The following is a 14,884-nucleotide window of genomic DNA, read 5'->3' on the forward strand; positions in this document are numbered from 1 at the left end:
TGAACGGTCTCGGCATATCGGGTCATTCAGTCGAGTAATACCGGACCGAGTAAAGAACCCGTCGGAAGTGCCTAAACCGCGCATTCGTCAATCGATCGCCGGGGCATCAAAGCGGCCATGAGCAAGATTTCTCACCGCAGAGCATTCCTGTTGGCCGCCGTCGTTCCCGCCCTGCTGGTCGCGGGCTGCGCCGCGGGCACCGACTCGCAGGCCATGAAGGGCGAGGCGAGCCCCGCCTCGCCCACCGGCATGATGTCGCCGGGAGAGACCGGCACCGGCATGGAGTCCGAATCGCCCACCTCGACGGAGACGGGCTCGCCCACCGGCACCGCCGGTGCCGCGCAGGCGCGCTCGGCCGTCATGAACTTCTTCGACGCCCTCAAGTCGGGCAACGTGGACAAGGTCGTCAGCTCCTTCTCCGACGACGCGGTGGTCGCCATCGCCGGCAAGGCCACGGCGACCGGCGGAAGCGCGATCCGCAGCCTCTATCAGGAGCAGCTCAAGAACAAGGACGTTTCCAAGGCCACGCACACCATCGAGGACTCGCGCGACCTCGGCCAGCAGTACGCGGTGGTCCGCGCGCGCAGCAAGCAGGGCGGCGACGCCTACCGCGAGCTGTTCCTGCTGGCCGACCAGGGCGGCCAGTGGAAGATCACGGACCTCATGACCAACAAGCCGGGCTGACCGGAGCAGGTTCCGTAACACGGGAGGGGGTGTGGCGCGCGGGCGGGGCCGAGGCCGAGGCGAAGGTCAAGGAGACCTCGGACGCGATCGCGCGCCTCGTGCGGTCCTGACCTACGGTGGGATCATGGGTGATCTGCCGCAGGACCTGTCGCGGTTCCAGCATCCGCGCTTCGCCCGCGCCTACGCCAGGCTGAGCGCCGAGGCGGAGACCCGGGCCACCGGCGAGCTGCGCGCGCGCCTGCTGGCCGGCCTGTGGGGGCGGGTCGTCGAGGTCGGCGCGGGCAACGGGCTGAACTTCGCGCACTACCCGGCCGAGGTGCGCGAGGTCGTCGCGGTCGAACCGGACGACGTGCTGCGCGCCTTCGCCGAGCGGGCGGCGGCAGCCGCGAAGGTGCCCGTGCGCGTGGTGGCCGGCCACGGCGGGGCGCTGCCGGTCGCCGACGGCGGCTGCGACGCGGTGGTGCTGTCGCTGGTGCTGTGCTCGGTGCCGGACCAGCGGGCCGCCCTGGCCGAGGTGCGCCGCGTGCTCAGGCCCGGCGGCGAGGTGCGCTTCTTCGAGCACGTACGCTCGGCCCGCCCGGCCGTGGGCCTGCTCCAGCACGCCGTCACGCCGCTGTGGCGGCTGGTGACCGGCGACTGCCGGCCCAACCGCGACACCGCCCGGGCCCTGCGCGACAGCGGGCTCGTCGTCGAGGAGTGCGAGAGCTTCCCCTTCAAGGCGCTGCCGTCGTCGCCGACGCTGACCCACATCCTGGGGCGGGCGCGCAACCCCTGACGCCCTAGTGACGTGCGCCGTCGCCGGGGATGCGCGGGCTGATCCGGCGGGCGTCGACCAGAGCCAGATAGACGGCGAACGCGCCCCGCGACCACATGTCCGCCTGCTGCGCGGTCATCCTGATCTCCTCGCCCTCGTGGGAGACGATCAGGTAGCCGCCCAGCGGCGCGCGCCGCCACGCCACCAGCACGTTCTCGTAGACGAGCACGTCCAGCATCGCGTCGAGATTCTGACGTCCGGCGGCGGACACGGCGGCAGCCTCCTCGCTCCTCGCCGAATTCTCGCCCTGCCTTTTCATTGTGCGCGTCGCATGCGCGAATGACGCGCCTCCCATCGGGAAATGTCGATTGTCCGGGAACCTCCGCCCGTCGGGCGGTGTATCCGGCGTATGAAATGGATTCTGGCTCTGCTGGTCGCCGGCTGGCTCGGCGGCACGAGCGGGGCGTGGGCGGAGACGTCCCTGGACCCGGCGCCGCAGCGGTTCGTGGCGGGGACGTCGTACACGCTGGGGTTCTGGGTGCTGCAGCACGGCACCCATCCGTACGAGGGCGAGCTGTCGCCGGTCGGGCTGCGTTTCACCCGTCCGGACGGTGAGAGCCTGACCTTTCCCGGCACGCCGCTGCCGGAGGCCGGGCACTACGCCGCCTCCGTGGTGCTGCCGGAGGGCGACTGGAAGGTCGAGGGGCTGCAGGGGATGTTCGCGCCGTACCAGGCGGGGACGGTGTCCGTGCCCGGCGGGCTGAAGGCCGAGCCGGTGCGGAAGGAGTCGATCGACGGGTTCGTGGCGCAGGGCGTGGACTACTGGGGCGCGGTGCGGCCGCCGGGCTTCCCCGACCTGCCCGCGGAGCCGGCGCCGGTCGCGCGGGGCACGGCCGCGGCGTCCGCGCCGCCCCCGCCGTCCGCTCCGCCCCCTTCGCCCCCTTCGTCCCGGGTGGCGGAGGCCGCCGGGGTGCCGGCGTGGACGCTGCCGCTCGCGGCGGCCGGGGGAGCGGCGCTGGCGGGCGCGGGGTGGTGGCTGGTCAGGCGGCGGGCGGCGGAGGACGAGGAGCCGCCGCCGCGCGACCCCTCCGCCGAGACCATCGTCATCTCCGGCTGAGCCCCTGACACGTCAGAGGTCGCGGGCCTGCTGGTCGAGGATGGCGATCGAGAGGGCGACCGCGCGCCCCGGGTCGCCGTCCTCGATCGCGCCCAGCAGGTCCTCGTGCGAGGTGTCCGGCGTCAGCGCCGCCTCCTCCTGGTCGCGGACGCTGTCGCGCAGCGCGTCGCTCATCCCCCGGTAGAGGTCGGCGAGGAGCGCGTTGTGGGCGGCGTCGGCCACCCGTACGTGGAACTCGACGTCGGCGTCGGCGAAGCCGTCGAGGTCGCCGGCCCGGGCGGCGGCGGCCCTGCGGGCGAGGATCTCGCGGAGCGCGAGCAGGTCCTCGTCGGTGCGGCGGCCGGCGGCCAGGCGGGCGGCCACGAGGTCGAGGCCGCGGCGTACGTCGATGATGTCCATGGCGGCCGCCGTGTCGAGGCGGCGGCGCAGCGCGACCCTGGACTCGTCGGTCGCGGTGACGTACGTGCCGTCGCCCTGCCGCGTGTGCAGGAGCCCGGCGTGGACGAGGACGCGCACCGCCTCGCGCACCGACAGGCGGCTCATGCCGAGGCTCTGGGCGAGCTGACTCTCGGACGGGATCTTCGTCCCGACCGGCCAGGTGCCGTCGGCGATCTCCCGGCGGAGCTCGCCGATCGCCGCGTCGACGAGCGAGGTCCGTGCGACGTTGCGCATGTGCCCCCTCTTCTCCTTCGGGTGGGGACTCTCACCTTAAGCGCTTCGCCCGCCGGGCATCCGGCACCGACATTCGCGAGTCAATCTTGTCATTGTCCCCATCTGTCTGAGAGATTGCGTTTTGTCCCGGATGCCCCCTTGGAGGTCATGCGTGTCATCCTTACGCCCGGCTCTCGTGGCCGTCGCGGTCACCCTGGCGACCACGACCGTCACGGCGCTCCCCGCGCGCGCCGCCACCCCCGCCATCACCGTCGAGAACGGCCGTACCCAACCGGTCTTCTCCTACGCCGACGCCGTCCGCGAGCACGTGTACGTCGAGTCCCCCGTGGACAGCGACGCCGACGGCGCGCTCGACAAGGTACGCGTGGACATCATCCGCCCCAAGGAGTCCGGCCCCGGACTCAAGGTGCCGGTGATCATCGACGAGAGCCCCTACTACGACAACTCCGGCCGCGGCAACGAAGGCGAGCGCAAGGTCTACGACGCGGCGGGCAACGTCGTGAAGTTCCCGCTCTTCTACGACAACTACTTCGTCCCCCGCGGCTACGCCGTGCTCAACGTCGACATGCTCGGCACCACCAAGTCCGACGGCTGCCCCGACGTCGGCGGTAAGGCCGACGTGCTGGGCGGCAAGGCCGTCATCGACTGGCTGAACGGCCGCGCCAAGGCCACCAAGGCCGACGGCAGCCCGGCCGTCGCCGACTGGACCACCGGCAGCGCCGCCATGATCGGCAAGTCGTACGACGGCACGCTGGCCAACGCCGTCGCCGCCACCGGCGTGGCCGGGCTGAAGACGATCGTGCCGATCTCGGCCATCAGCTCCTGGTACAAGTACCAGCGCTCGAACGGCGTGATCTACAACTACGACTACGCCTCCTGGCTGGCCAACTACGTCGACACCGACCCCGAGGCCAAGTGCCAGGCGGTCCGCGACCGGATGGACGCCGAGGACGGCGACGACACCGGTGACTACAACGCGTTCTGGGCCGAACGCGACTACATCAAGGGCCTGCTCGGCGACGCCTCGAAGGTCCGCGCCAGCGTCTTCGCCGTGCACACCGTCAACGACCTCAACGTCCGGCCGGACAACTTCTCCACCTGGTGGAAGGCGCTCGCCGACCGGGGCGTGCCGCGCAAGATCTGGGTCGGCCAGACCCAGCACGTGGACCCGTTCGACTTCGAGGGCCGGCGCGGGCTCTGGGTGGAGACCCTGCACCGCTGGTTCGACCACTACCTGCACGGCGTGCGCAACGGCATCGCGCAGGAGCCCCGCGCCGACGTGGAGATCGGCCCGGCGCAGTGGATCACGCAGCGCGACTGGCCCGCGCCGCTCGCGCTCAAGGCGTCGCTGCGGCCCGCGGCCGACGGCTCGCTCGGCCTGCGCCCGGCCGCCAAGAACAGCACCGCGACCTTCACCGACCTCGCCATGAGCGAGAACGACATGGTGGCCGACGTCGGCACCGCCCATCCCGGCCGGGTCGCGTTCACGACCGGCGCGCTCCCGCTGGACCTGCGCCTGTCCGGCACGCCCACCGCCGACCTGCGGGTCAAGCTGGACAAGCCGACCGCCAACCTGACCGCCCTGCTCGTCGACTTCGGCGAGAGCGCCCGCGTCGACTGGCGGCGCGGCCAGGGCATCACCACGCTCACCGAGGAGGACTGCTGGGGCGAGAGCACCGCGGCCGACGACGGCTGCTACCGCAAGGTCGTCACGAACGTCGCCACCCGCCCGCTGGAGATCGTCGCCCGCGGCTGGATCGACGTGCAGAACCGTGACTCGCTCAGCCAGGCGAAGCCGCTGCCGGTCGGCACGTACGGCACCGTCAAGTGGCTGACGCTGCCGCAGGACTACACCTTCAGGAAGGGCCACAGGATCGGCCTGGTGATCGCCGGCACCGACTCCACCTACACGGACGAGAGCGGGACCGGCGCCACCGTCACCGTCGACCTGTCGCGGAGCTCCGTCGCCGTGCCGTTCGTGCTCGGGACGCCGCTCGCGGACGTGCCGCAGGACAAGGCCAGGTTCCGCGGACCTGACCGGGTCGAGCTGCCGCAGCCCGAGGAAGGATTCACCTTCTTCTAAATCCGCTCCCCGGGGCCCCTACTCGCAGGGGCCCCGGCCGGTGGTCCAGCTCACGGCGAGGGTCAGCGTGCCCCGCGCGGTGCTCGTGCCGCCGGTGCGTACGCCGTCGCCGGTGGCCGTCCCGGTCCAGCGGACCAGGATCCGGCCGCTGCGGTTCCGGTCGCCGCAGTCGGCGGCCGATTCGCGTACCCGGAAGTTGCGCCCGGAGACCGACAGACCGGACGTGGCGCTGACCGAGGTGATCGTGCAGCGGCCCGTGCAGGCCAGCGCGAACGACCCGGCGCGGGCCGCGCCCAGCGAGATCGACGCCGGCGTCAGCCGCGCCACCGGCGGCGCCGGCCGTGGCAACTCAGCCGTCCGCGGCACGCTGCTCAGCCCGGAACGCCCGGCCGGGACCGGTTCCGCCGTGGGCGCGGTGACCTCGGCCACCCACTTCGACGGCCGTTCCAGCAGCACGTTCGTCTGCGCCGCCGCCTTGGTGACCACGGCCGGGTGGTCGCGGGCGTTCAGCAGCGCCCACACCAGGCCGGCCGCCAGCAGGCCCACGCCGAGGACGAGCGCCAGCCGGGACACCGCGCGGATCGGGGCGCCCGCCTCCGGGTCGTCGCCCGGCGGCTCCTTCCAGTAGTCCTGCCACTGCTTGGCCGCGCCGTCCGGCTCGCCGCTCATCGTGATGCCGCCGTAGCGGATGATCGCGTCGGGGGACCTGGCGTGGCCGTTGCTCTCGCCCTTGAGCGTGGTGCTGTAGACGAGCTTGTCGGTGTACGCGCCCCCGCGGAAGGCCCTGGTCCGGCTCTGCGGCGCGAACGGATGCCGCCCGCGCGCCGCGGGAGCGGCGGGGAGCTCCTGGTCGGCGGCGGCCGCGCCCGCCGCCGACCAGGGCTTTCCCTGCGTCGCCGTCGTGGGGTCGGCGACGGGGACGGACGGCGTGGCGTCGGCGACCGGTGGAGCGCCGGCCCAGCGGCCAGTCTCCGCGGAACCGGTCTCCACCAGTGTGCGTGCCTGCACGGGGAAGCCGTCCGCCCGCCAGAGGGGTCCCTCTCCGGGCAGCGGCTGCGCGGACGCCAGCCGGTCAGCGAGGGTGCCGGGCACGGTGGCGATCGGCAGGCGGCGCAGCAGCGCCGCCGCCGTCACGGTCCTGGGCGCGGCCCGGCAGGTCGCACAGGACTGGATGTGGCGGCCGAGCCTCGCCCTGGCCCGGCGGCCGGGCGCGGCCACCCACGCCGACACCCGCGCGGTCAGGTCGGGGCAGCCGTCGGGGCCGCGCGCGGCGAGGATCGCGGCGAACCACTCCTCCAGGCCGGCCGCGGCCCGGGTCACGATCGCGCGCACCTCGGCCGCGTCCAGCTCGAAGATCGTGGCGAGCTCGGCGTCGGCCAGGCCGTGCCGTACGGACAGGTCGAGCAGCTCGCGCTGCGGCCGCTCCAGCGACAGCAGGGCCTCGGGCAGCAGCTCCGACATGCGGCCGGGGCGGGACCAGGAGCCGATGCTCGCCGGTTTGGCGACGATGGCGCGGTGGGCGCGGGCCAGCGCGTACAGCCAGGGCCGGTTCACGGCCGGGTCGCCCGCGCGCTCGGCGTACAGGTGAGCCGTCAGCAGCGCGCCGGCGACCGCCTGCTCGGCGTCGCCCTCGGCCAGCTCGGTGCGGCAGTAGTCGTACAGGCGCGCCCCGTGCTGGTCGCACAGGTCACGGATGGCCTGCCGCGCGTCGTCGGACAGCGTCCGCCACATCCGGCGTCACCTCCTCGTCACGTTCGTCCCGGCACGTTGTCGAGCAGGGACGCCTGGGCCAGGTACGCCCGGGTCGCGTCGGGGTCGCCGGCGATCGCCCGCAACCCGTCCATGGCCGCGGCCAGCCGGGCGCTGTCGTGCTCGCGCACGCCCACCAGCCGGGTCTCGCCGCGCGGCAGCACCCGCTGCATCAGCACCGAGCGCCGCCGCCACGCCCACGCCTCCAGCGCGGCCGGCCGGGCGCGGCCGCGCAGCACGGCGGCGATCACCTGGGCGGCCTCGGCGGCGTCGTGGATGCCGGCGTTCATGTTGAGCCCGCCGACGGTCGAGGTCAGATGCGCCGCGTCGCCGACGAACAGCACCCGCCCGCACCGGTACGAGGGCAGCACCCCCCGCGACAGGCCGAACCGGTCCGCCCCGGCCACCCTGATCGGCCCGCCCGCGCCCGGCAGCGCCCGGCGCACCAGCATCGACAGGTTCCCCTGCGACAGCGGCTCGTGCCCGTCCACGGGGATCTTGAAGATGATCCGCCAGTGGTCGGACAGCCCGAACAGGGTGCACGACTGCTGGACGTCGCGCACGTACGTGAGCGGCGCGAGACTCGGCAGCAGCCGGTCCAGCGGCGAGTCGGTGAACACCCGCAGCGCCTGCGCGATGTGCCCCGACCGGGGGAACGGCAGCCCCAGCGCGGCCCGCACGGTGCTCTGCGCGCCGTCGGCCGCGATGAGGTACCGGGCCCTCGTCCAGGTGTGGCCCACGCGGACCCGGATGCCCGTGCCGCCCTCGGCCACGCCGTCCACGCGGGCGCCGAAGCGCACGTCGGCGTCGCCGTAGACGGCGAGCGCCCGCAGCAGCAGCGGCGTGAGCGCGTTCTGGTCGGCGTGGACGCGGAACGGATGCCGGGTCAGCCCGTCCAGCTGGTTCATGCCCATCTCGGCGAGCACGGTGCCCAGCCGGTCGCGCCACTGGACCCGGTCCACGACCCGCCCTCCGGCGACCAGCGGCGCCGCCACGCCCAGCCCGTCGAGCAGGTCGAGCGTGGCCGGGTGGAAGGTGCAGGCACGCGGCTGGCGCGGCGGCTCGTTCCCGCTCTCCAGCACGGTGACCGGGATCGCCGCCCTGGCCAGCGAGAGCGCCGCGGTCAGTCCCGCGGGCCCCGCGCCCACCACGATGACGCCGTTCATGCCGGGCGCCTCCCCTGCGCGGGGACCGGGCTCCCCTGCGGCGGCACGGGGCCTCCCTGCGCCGGGACGTGACCTCCCTGCGCGGGGACGCGGCTGCGGTGGGGGACGCGGCTCAGCGTCACGTGCTGGCCGGTGGCCCGTGACAGCGCCCACCAGGCCGTGCAGAGGTTCGAGGTGAGCAGCAGCCGGTCGTTGCCGGTGCTCAGCGGGCCGAGCACGGGCAGCGTGGGCAGCCCGGTGCCGGTGAACAGCAGCACCGCGTCCTCGGGCACGTCGGCCAGCTCGACCTGGCTGATCAGCTCGGAGGGGGTGACCGCGTACGACGAGTAGCCGGTCTTGGCACGCACCTGCACCGTCTGGGTGACCGTCAGCCCGGCGGTCTTCCAGAAGCGCTCGGCGAGCTCCGTCAGCCACGGCTGGTACGGCGACACCAGCACGATGTCGCTCACCCCGACGTGGGCCAGCGCCTCGCGTGTGGCGAGGGTGGAGGAGGCGAACGGCGCGCCGGCCGCCGCGCTCAGCCGCGCGCACTGCTCGCGGTCCTCGTCGGGGCCGAGCAGGTAGCGGGGCTCGCTGCAGGCCATGACCATGGCGTTGAGCGGCAGGCCGTCGAAGGCGTACACCATGAGGGGGAGCTCGTCGTTGTAGCTCTCCAGGCGCTCGGCCAGGGGCAGCCCGCGCCTCACGGGGAAGCGGGCCACGTGCATGTCGGCCCGCGACCCGAGCAGGCGGGTCAGCTCCGGCTCCGCCGACGGGTTCGCGGGCGCCACGATCACGCCCACCCTGCCGCGGCTCACCACCGAACGAGTGCGCATCGAGGTCTCCTCGGGAGCGGCGGGATCAGTGCGCACGGTGCCGTGGCGTCCGGTCGGCCGGCGTCTGGGCGGGCATCTTTCGAATCCTGCGCAGCCGGTGCGCGCCGCGCGCTTCCGTCTCGGCGCCGGGTTCGTCGTGCGGTGGCCCTGGCCGGGCCGGGCGAACCTCGTGTGGTCGTGACCTGCGCATCTCGTCCGCGAGCATGTCCGCTCCTGTCTATCGGTGCATGGCTGGGCTGGGGACCCGATGAAACCGGTCGCGCACGGAGTGGGCGGAGGGCCGGCTCGGCATCGCCGGCCCCCCACCTGCCGCGCGCTGAGATCGACGTTGAGATCGATGGTGAGATCGACGTGCGGTCTCATGGCTCGACGCAGCGGCGACCCGCACCAGCGCCGCGGAGTCGAGCGGAACGGCGGCCATCAGGACGGCCACCAGCACGGAGGAACGCTTGGGCACCGGACCGTTCCCGAACGGCCGGCCGATCAGCACAGCGGCGCCCGTCACGCCGATCGCACTGCCCGGCATCGCCCCCATGCCGATGGCCTCGGACACGGAGACGCGCCTCGCGCGGCCTCCGCACGGGACGGGACCCCCGCCAGAGATGATCCCGTCCCTTGTGGTCATCAGCATTTCGGTGAAGAGATCTGTCGTCGGGGCCGCGCGCCGCCGGGGACGGGGCGAAACCCCGCACCCCGGCGAACGCGGACCAAGCCGACCCCAGGCGCTGTCCTCCGGTTTGGCCAGCACGCCAGCCGCGACCGCGCTGGCCAACAGCACCGTGCCGATTTTTTCGGGCACGTGCCGCACGGTGCCGGGAAGGCAGGACAGCGCCGGGGCCAGCGCCAATCGCGCCGCCGGTCCCCCGGAGGGGACGAGCGGGCCGGGCCCGCTCCCGGGCGGCGGCGCGTACGTGTGGAGTGAAGCGGTCGTCATCGCGCGGTCACCGCGCTCAAGGCCAGGTTCGGCACGCTGGCGCAGACCATGCGCTCGGTCAGCCCGGCCCGCTGGCCCAGCCCGGCCCGCTCGGCCGTCCGGCCGGCGTGCCGGGCACGCGGGCCGCCCGCGGGGGCGGCGGCCGGCATCGCGCCGCCGGCGACCATCCGCGCGACCTTGGCCGCGAGCGCCAGGTGCTCGCCGCAGCGCCGGCCCACCTTGGCCTCCAGCCCGGCCACCTGGGCCAGGCGGAGCCGCATGGGCTCCAGCGACGACGTACGTTGGAGGCCGTCGAGGTCGGCCAGCCGCTCGGGCCAGCGCAGCAGGTGGCGGCAGCGCGCCTCCACCTCGGCCGCGAGGTCCTGGGCGGGGAAGCCGTCGTGCAGCAGCCGGGTGGCGGCCATGACGGCGGTGAACGCCGTACGGTCGAAGTCGGCGAGCCGTCCCGACAGGGCGGCGCCCAGCATCCTCGCGCGGTGGCTCAGGCACACCGAGCTCCAGCCGAGCAGCAGCAGCCGGTCGGGCCCGGTCTCCGTGTGCCAGCCGGCCAGCCGCAGCTCGCGGGCCATCCGGTGGTAGTGACGCCAGCGGTCGCCGGCGTCGTCCAGCCAGACCTGTACGCCGCCCAGAGGCAGATCGGCGACGCGCACGCCCGCCCCGGCGACGCGGCCGCAGATGCGATGTACCACGCGCTCCTGAGGGGAAGGGACCGAATCCGCTTGGAACCAGGAACCGCCCGAGACTTCCATGGTCACCTCCGGCCACCTCCTCGTCGGGTAACTCTCTCCAGAATCTTCCGGCCGTTAAGCCTCACTTATCAACGTGCTCCGATAGTCTGCTTCGAGAGGGGGCTATGTCAACTGACAGTTTCCGCATAAGTTGGTTCCCACCCGCGGGGCAGAGCTAGCCCGCATGGCGGGGGACACCGGGCCCCGCGTCCCTTACGCTGGAAAAGTTCACGGGCAGTAGGAGGTGTGCCGTGGCGAACTTCGCCGAGCGGCTCGATCTCGCGCTGACCAAGCGCGGATTCACGGGCGCGCAGGTCGCCTCCACGCTGACGGAGGCGGGCATCCCCATCACCCGCGCCTACGTCAGCCAGCTCCGCACGGGCAAACAGACCAACCCGACGCTCCAGGTGCTGCGGGCGCTGGCCTCCTGCCTCCAGGTGAGCGTGGGCTGGCTGGTCGGCGACGACCACCTGGAGTCCGGCGCGGTGGAGGACCTCCAGGTGCGCGCCGCCACCCTCGGCCTGTCCGCCTCCGGCCTGTCCGAGGCGTCGCTGAGCGTGCTGCGCGGCGTGGTCGACCTCGCCCGCAGGGCCGAGGGCCTGCCCGACGAGCCCGAGCCCGCCGACGAGATCCCCGCGGCCGCCGCGCCGCTGACCGGCTCGCAGCGCCGGGCGCTCGGCCGCCGGCTGCACGGGCTGCGGCTGGCCGCCGACCTGTCGGTCGAGCAGGTCGAGACCGCGCTCGGCAGGGGTGCGGCGCCGATCCCCGCCATCGAGGAGGGCCGGCTCGCGCCGCCGCCGATCACCGTCGAGCGGCTGCTCACCCTCTTCGGCGTCGGCTCGCCGCCGATCCGCGAATACGTCCTGTCGCTGGCCCGCGGCGAGCGCGAGGCCGCCTGGTACGACGCGCACTCCATTCCGGTCTGGCTGGCCACCACCTACGCGCTGGAGCAGCGGGCCACGCTGATCCGCACCTTCCACACCCAGTTCGTGCCGCCGCTGCTGCAGACCGAGGAATACGCCCGCGCCGCGCTCACCGTGATGGGCCCGGCCACGCTCGGCCAGCCGACGGTCGAGGAGGCGCTCGCCCTGGTGACGGCCCGCCAGGAGGCGCTCACCCGCGAGAGCGGCGTCGTGCTGTGGGCGATCATCGACGAGAGCGTGCTGCTGCGCTCGATCGTCGGCAGGCACATCCAGCTACGCCAGCTCGAGACGCTGATGGACCAGGCCAAGCGGCCCAACGTCTCGCTGCACGTGGTGCCGATGGACGACCCCGCCTACGTGCCGCGCACCGGCCCCTTCACGCTCTGGCGCTTCGCGGAGGCGTACGAGGCCGACGTCGCCTGCGCCCACGGCATCGACCGCGACGAGCTGCTCACCGACACCGGCGCGGTGGAGTCCTACCACCAGGCGTTCACCAAGCTGTCGGTGACGACGACCACCCGCGAGGAGACCGTCGAGCTGCTGAGCGCCCATTGCGAAAGGCTTTCGCGTTCGCTCGGAAAGTGATCGTTTGCGGCGGTTAGCCAGATATACCCAAAACTAATGGCATTTCGTGTTGTGTTCTCTCACCCGGCGGGGATCATAGGTTCTGGGTCATCGAGTGGGGTCCGAAAGGACAACTTTTCCCGAGATTGTGGGCGAGGGGAAAGGGGCAACACTCAATGCGTCAGCGTGCCATCCGAAACCTGGCGAAGCTGGAGATGACCCAGGCCAGTGCCACCCGCATCCTCGACGCGGCCGCGGGTGGAAAGAACAACTTCGTGGCCGACCGGGATGCGATGCGGCGTTATGACCTCGCGGCTCCGATCACCACGAAAGCCGCGCGGGCGGTGCTTCACCATGTGCGCCGTGTGGTGCGCTGGCTGGCCGCCGGTGGCGTCGAACAATTCGTCGTCGTCGGCAGCGGCGTGCCCTCAGGGCTGCCCGCCGGCCGGCAGTTGCACGACGTGGCCCGCGAGGCGCTCCCGGGCGGCCGGCCCCGCGTCGTCTACGTGGAGAACGACCCCATGGTGCTGGCCGGGGCGCGGGCGACCATCGAGCCCGTCACCGACCTCGTCCGCGTGGTCGAGGGCGACGTACGCGACATCGACGAGGTCCTCGACGACCACGTCATGCGGACCTTCCTGGACTGGGACCGGCCCGTGGCGGTGCTGCTGCTGTCGACCCACAGCCTGAACGACGAGGAGTACTTCCACTACGTGATCAAGCGCATCCGCCAGGCGGTGCCGGAGGGCAGCTACCTGTCGCTGCTGCAGACCACGTTCGACGGGGTGCCGCCCGAGCTGCTGCCCGCCATCCACGACCTGCTGGCGATGACGCTGCCCGGTCACGCGATCCGCGCCAGGGAGGAGGTGGCGGCGCTGCTGGACGGTCTGGTGCTGGTCGATCCGGGGCTGGTGTGGGTCCCGGAGTGGCGGCCCGACGGTCACGACGCCGCCGGACTGGACGACCCGAGCGCGTCGGGCACTTATGGCGCGGTGGCCCGCATCCCGTGACCCCGCATCCCGTGACCCCGCATCCCGTGGCGCGGTCTCAGTCCCACCAGAACGACCACGCGTGCCCGCCGATGATCTGCTCGGCGTACCCCCGCAGGTCGCCGGGGCCCTGCACGACGTTGTCCGGGCAGAACGTCCAGTGCTCGGCCGCCACGTGCAGCGCGTGCTCCGGGTCCACCGGCGGGGCGGCCACGCTCAGTTCGAGCGTGTTGAAGCCCACGCTCACCACCCGCGCCCCGAACCGCTCCTCCCAGCTCCGCACGACCGCCGCCATCGGCACCATCCACTCGTTGTGGTGCAGCGCCCCCTGCCAGCCCATGACGGCCAGCGCGTCCGCCCCACGCGCCGCGGCGACCAGGCCGAGCGGCAGGCTCCGCGCGGCGAGCCGGCCCGCGTACCACTCGGCGACCGCCTCGGGATCGGCCCTCAGCTCGCCCGGCGGCGCCAGGCCCGGGCAGATCGCGCCGTACGGCTCCAGCTCCTCCATCGCGTCCGCCGGCATCTGCGCCACCCACTCCTGCCACACCTCGGTCATGAAGCCCTCGGCGGTGAAGTGATCGATCTGCCGGGGATCGTCGGGGACGACCTGGCCCACCGCCCACGGCTGCGCGGACTCGTCCAGCAGCAGCGGCCACAGCCCGCTGTGCGGATGCCACGCGCGCATGAGCGCCCAGTCCTCGCCGGCGACCGGCTCGGAGCTCATCCAGAACGCGGGCGTCACCGCCTGGCCCTGCCCTGTGTAACCGGGATCGGGCCAGATCAGCTCGCCCGGGGGCAGCGACGCGCCGAGGCTGCGCCCCCTGCCGCCGTCGGGGAACAGCCGGCACAGCTCACGTGGCAGCCGGTGATCGTTCATGCCCTACCGTTCCGATACCGAATCCTGTCTCGGAGATGGTAGTGCCGACGATCGCTCAGGCACCTTCCGGTGGTACGGGAAAAGGCGCGAGCTGCGAGAATGAGGCCTGTGATCCGGTTTGATGCGGTCCTGTCGGACCTTGACGGAGTGCTGCGCCAGTTCGACCACGGCGTTCAGGCCGAGATCGAGGCCCGTTACGGCCTGCCGCTGCGGAAGACGGCCTTCGATCCCGCCCTGATCGGGCCGCCCACGCTGGGCCTCGCCACCGAGACGGAGTGGGCGGAGTCCATCGTCGCCGCGCTCGGCGGGGGAGAGGCGGCCAGGCAGGCGGTCGCCGAGTTCATGGAGGTGCCGTTCTTCGTCGACGAGGAGGTCAGGGCGCTGCTGGCGAGCGCGCAGCGGCACGTCCCGGTGATCCTCGTGACCAACGCCATGGACACCGTGGAGGAGCACCTGGACCGGCTGGGCCTGCGCTACTTCGCCGACGACCTGGTCAGCAGCTACCGCGTGGGGGTGGCCAAGCCCGATCCGCGCATCTACGAGATCGCCGCCGAGCGGGCCGGCGTGCCGCCGGAGCGGTGCCTGTTCGTCGACGACCGGCTGGAGAACGTGCAGGCCGCCGAGGCCCTCGGCATGGCCGGGGTGCACTTCCGCACGGCGGCCGACCTGGCGGCCGTGCTCGCCGGCGCGTTCTGACCCTCTTGCTGCTTGGCCGCTTGCTTCTTGACCCGTTTGTTTCCGGCGCGGCTCGCGCCGGCCGCGCCGGAAACGTCTGCGGGACCGCCGTCCCCGGCTCGCTGTCTCGGCGAGCTGCGCTCCTCGCCGGGCG

At 73.1% G+C, this 14,884-nt stretch carries 15 protein-coding genes; 7 read left to right on the plus strand and 8 right to left on the minus strand.

Translation table 11 applies throughout. The features are described from left to right. The first annotated feature begins 117 nt into the window (after positions 1-117). Both SMD20_RS00300 and SMD20_RS00305 read left to right on the plus strand, forming a co-directional pair. Entirely contained in the window at positions 118-684 is a 567-nt protein-coding gene (locus SMD20_RS00300) for a YybH family protein (protein WP_329573636.1), read from the plus strand. A 124-nt stretch (positions 685-808) separates the two neighbouring features. Further along, positions 809-1,459 (plus strand): class I SAM-dependent methyltransferase, encoded by a 651-nt coding sequence (locus tag SMD20_RS00305; RefSeq protein WP_329573638.1) that lies wholly within the window; start codon positions 809-811, stop codon positions 1,457-1,459. A gap of 4 nt (positions 1,460-1,463) precedes the next feature. Here SMD20_RS00305 and SMD20_RS00310 read toward each other — a convergent pair whose 3' ends face one another. Next, positions 1,464-1,709: a hypothetical protein gene (locus SMD20_RS00310; protein WP_329573640.1), complete on the minus strand. Its 246-nt coding sequence runs from the start codon at positions 1,707-1,709 to the stop codon at positions 1,464-1,466. A gap of 138 nt (positions 1,710-1,847) precedes the next feature. On the opposite strand from SMD20_RS00310, the gene SMD20_RS00315 reads away from it, so the two are divergent. Next, positions 1,848-2,555 carry a hypothetical protein gene (locus tag SMD20_RS00315; protein ID WP_329573642.1) on the plus strand — a complete coding sequence of 236 codons (708 nt, stop codon included), beginning with the start codon at positions 1,848-1,850 and terminating at the stop codon, positions 2,553-2,555. 12 nt (positions 2,556-2,567) lie between these two features. On the opposite strand, the gene SMD20_RS00320 is transcribed toward SMD20_RS00315, so the two are convergent. Further along, complete coding sequence (locus SMD20_RS00320; RefSeq protein ID WP_329573643.1) at positions 2,568-3,227, minus strand: FadR/GntR family transcriptional regulator; 660 nt, start codon at positions 3,225-3,227, stop codon at positions 2,568-2,570. Positions 3,228-3,378: 151 nt separating this feature from the next. On the opposite strand from SMD20_RS00320, the gene SMD20_RS00325 reads away from it, so the two are divergent. After that, positions 3,379-5,310, plus strand: coding sequence for a Xaa-Pro dipeptidyl-peptidase (locus tag SMD20_RS00325; RefSeq protein WP_329573645.1), 1,932 nt, complete (start codon positions 3,379-3,381; stop codon positions 5,308-5,310). Between the two features lie 18 nt (positions 5,311-5,328). On the opposite strand, the gene SMD20_RS00330 is transcribed toward SMD20_RS00325, so the two are convergent. From SMD20_RS00330 to SMD20_RS00350, 5 genes are all read right to left on the minus strand, one after another. Next, positions 5,329-7,041 (minus strand): RNA polymerase sigma factor, encoded by a 1,713-nt coding sequence (locus tag SMD20_RS00330; protein WP_329573646.1) that lies wholly within the window; start codon positions 7,039-7,041, stop codon positions 5,329-5,331. 17 nt (positions 7,042-7,058) lie between these two features. Further along, positions 7,059-8,225, minus strand: a complete 1,167-nt coding sequence (locus tag SMD20_RS00335; RefSeq protein ID WP_329573647.1) for an FAD-dependent oxidoreductase — start codon at positions 8,223-8,225, stop codon at positions 7,059-7,061. Further along, on the minus strand, positions 8,222-9,040 hold the full coding sequence (locus tag SMD20_RS00340; protein WP_329573649.1) for a maleate cis-trans isomerase family protein: 819 nt from the start codon (positions 9,038-9,040) through the stop codon (positions 8,222-8,224). The genes SMD20_RS00335 and SMD20_RS00340 overlap by 4 nt, the downstream gene beginning before the upstream one ends. Before the next feature lie 217 nt (positions 9,041-9,257). After that, the gene (locus SMD20_RS00345; protein WP_329573651.1) at positions 9,258-9,593 is read right to left on the minus strand and encodes a hypothetical protein; all 336 of its coding nucleotides are present in this window, start codon (positions 9,591-9,593) and stop codon (positions 9,258-9,260) included. A 377-nt stretch (positions 9,594-9,970) separates the two neighbouring features. Beyond that, positions 9,971-10,663, minus strand: a complete 693-nt coding sequence (locus SMD20_RS00350; protein WP_329573653.1) for a hypothetical protein — start codon at positions 10,661-10,663, stop codon at positions 9,971-9,973. A gap of 290 nt (positions 10,664-10,953) precedes the next feature. Here SMD20_RS00350 and SMD20_RS00355 point away from each other — a divergent pair, with 290 nt between their 5' ends. Both SMD20_RS00355 and SMD20_RS00360 read left to right on the plus strand, forming a co-directional pair. After that, complete coding sequence (locus SMD20_RS00355; RefSeq protein WP_329573655.1) at positions 10,954-12,210, plus strand: helix-turn-helix domain-containing protein; 1,257 nt, start codon at positions 10,954-10,956, stop codon at positions 12,208-12,210. A gap of 155 nt (positions 12,211-12,365) precedes the next feature. Then, positions 12,366-13,199: an SAM-dependent methyltransferase gene (locus SMD20_RS00360; RefSeq protein ID WP_329573657.1), complete on the plus strand. Its 834-nt coding sequence runs from the start codon at positions 12,366-12,368 to the stop codon at positions 13,197-13,199. A gap of 37 nt (positions 13,200-13,236) precedes the next feature. Here the strand turns inward: SMD20_RS00360 and SMD20_RS00365 are convergent, their stop codons facing one another. Then, a complete protein-coding gene (locus SMD20_RS00365; protein WP_329573659.1) occupies positions 13,237-14,055 on the minus strand; it encodes a DUF4253 domain-containing protein in 819 nt (272 codons plus the stop codon). 108 nt (positions 14,056-14,163) lie between these two features. On the opposite strand from SMD20_RS00365, the gene SMD20_RS00370 reads away from it, so the two are divergent. Beyond that, on the plus strand, positions 14,164-14,751 hold the full coding sequence (locus SMD20_RS00370) for an HAD family hydrolase (RefSeq protein WP_329573660.1): 588 nt from the start codon (positions 14,164-14,166) through the stop codon (positions 14,749-14,751). Positions 14,752-14,884 lie beyond the last annotated feature (133 nt).

The organism is Nonomuraea sp. LP-02, assembly GCF_036289125.1.
Taxonomy (GTDB): Bacteria; Actinomycetota; Actinomycetes; order Streptosporangiales; family Streptosporangiaceae; genus Nonomuraea; species Nonomuraea bangladeshensis.

Coding starts and splice junctions, on each gene's coding strand:
- SMD20_RS00300 (WP_329573636.1), top strand. CDS start 118: ATGAGCAAGATTTCTCACCGCAGAGCATTCCTGTTGGCCGCCGTCGTT.
- SMD20_RS00305 (WP_329573638.1), top strand. CDS start 809: ATGGGTGATCTGCCGCAGGACCTGTCGCGGTTCCAGCATCCGCGCTTC.
- SMD20_RS00315 (WP_329573642.1), top strand. CDS start 1,848: ATGAAATGGATTCTGGCTCTGCTGGTCGCCGGCTGGCTCGGCGGCACG.
- SMD20_RS00320 (WP_329573643.1), bottom strand. CDS start 3,227: ATGCGCAACGTCGCACGGACCTCGCTCGTCGACGCGGCGATCGGCGAG.
- SMD20_RS00330 (WP_329573646.1), bottom strand. CDS start 7,041: ATGTGGCGGACGCTGTCCGACGACGCGCGGCAGGCCATCCGTGACCTG.
- SMD20_RS00335 (WP_329573647.1), bottom strand. CDS start 8,225: ATGAACGGCGTCATCGTGGTGGGCGCGGGGCCCGCGGGACTGACCGCG.
- SMD20_RS00340 (WP_329573649.1), bottom strand. CDS start 9,040: ATGCGCACTCGTTCGGTGGTGAGCCGCGGCAGGGTGGGCGTGATCGTG.
- SMD20_RS00360 (WP_329573657.1), top strand. CDS start 12,366: ATGCGTCAGCGTGCCATCCGAAACCTGGCGAAGCTGGAGATGACCCAG.
- SMD20_RS00365 (WP_329573659.1), bottom strand. CDS start 14,055: ATGAACGATCACCGGCTGCCACGTGAGCTGTGCCGGCTGTTCCCCGAC.